This is a genomic window from Pseudoalteromonas sp. SR45-5 (genome assembly GCF_014163565.1).
GTDB lineage: Bacteria > Pseudomonadota > Gammaproteobacteria > Enterobacterales > Alteromonadaceae > Pseudoalteromonas > Pseudoalteromonas distincta.
On the sequence record NZ_JACJDN010000950.1, the window covers coordinates 1 to 981 of the forward strand.

Consider the following 981-nt stretch of genomic DNA (forward strand, 5'->3'; position numbering starts at 1 on the left):
TATATCTAGAGATGCACTGCCAAAGGTTACTCTGCCTACAGGTGTTTTTATTCTTAAAGCGCAAATAAAAGAAAATAACTTAAGTAGCTTTACGCTTGAAGATAAAACGACAAATAACGACTTACCTACAAGAATCCAATCTATCGACTTGAATATGCTGAGCACCCAAAGCCAGCAATCATTAATTAATTTTATGGCTTACAGACAAGGTACTGGTGATGAGATTGCAACACCTCATTATGAGGCCGTTGTTATGAGCCCTCAAAAGCATAATGCCTACGCTTTGCAATGGTTTTTAATTGCTGTTGCATGTGCTGTTGTGGCTATTTTTGCGAGTAAAAAAAGGACACATAATGAAAAATAATCCCCTTTTGTTGTTTGTGGGTTGCTGCGCTATCCCATTAATTTTGGCATATGGCGCATTAAAGTTTGATTGGTTGCCTACTGCAATTACTAATAATGGCGAGTTTTTAAGCCAAGAAATAAAACTTAAAAATTGGCCGCAAAATAATCCCAAACAATGGACTATCGCACTTAATTATTCAAACGAATGTAACACCCCATGCAGCGAACAACTCAATGCACTTAATAACTTATATGTGGCACTTGGTAAAAACCAAGGCAAGGTTGATATGGCTGTAATGGGAAGCCCCGACAATAAAAATCTACCATGGAAAATTATTACCGAGCAACAGAGTTTAAATCCTGCAAGTTTATATTTAATTGATCATATGGGGTTAGTGGTACTTGAATATCCCTTTAAGGTCGAGCCACAAGAAAACCGTTTAGTACAAAAAGGGCTATTAAAAGATCTAAAAAAATTACTTAACTATTCTCGTTCTAGCTAATTAAGTTCTCGTTCTAGCTAATTAAGTTGGAGTATCAGATGTATAAAAATTATAAAAACTTAGTATTAATAACAGGATTACTCGCTTTGATTGTAGTTGCTTTAGGTGCGTACACCCGCTTAAGTGATGCGGG

The 981-nt window shown here is 36.1% G+C and carries 3 protein-coding genes; all 3 read left to right on the forward strand.

What is annotated here, in order from left to right:
- Positions 1-364 (forward strand): SURF1 family cytochrome oxidase biogenesis protein (locus H5072_RS20285; RefSeq protein WP_310735910.1); only part of this gene is annotated, 364 nt, incomplete at its 5' end.
- The gene (locus tag H5072_RS20290; RefSeq protein ID WP_024595087.1) at positions 354-848 is read left to right on the forward strand and encodes a hypothetical protein; all 495 of its coding nucleotides are present in this window, start codon (positions 354-356) and stop codon (positions 846-848) included. The genes H5072_RS20285 and H5072_RS20290, both read left to right, overlap by 11 nt.
- Before the next feature lie 38 nt (positions 849-886).
- The coding region (locus H5072_RS21400) for a COX15/CtaA family protein (protein ID WP_259396012.1) at positions 887-981 on the forward strand (95 nt) is incomplete at its 3' end.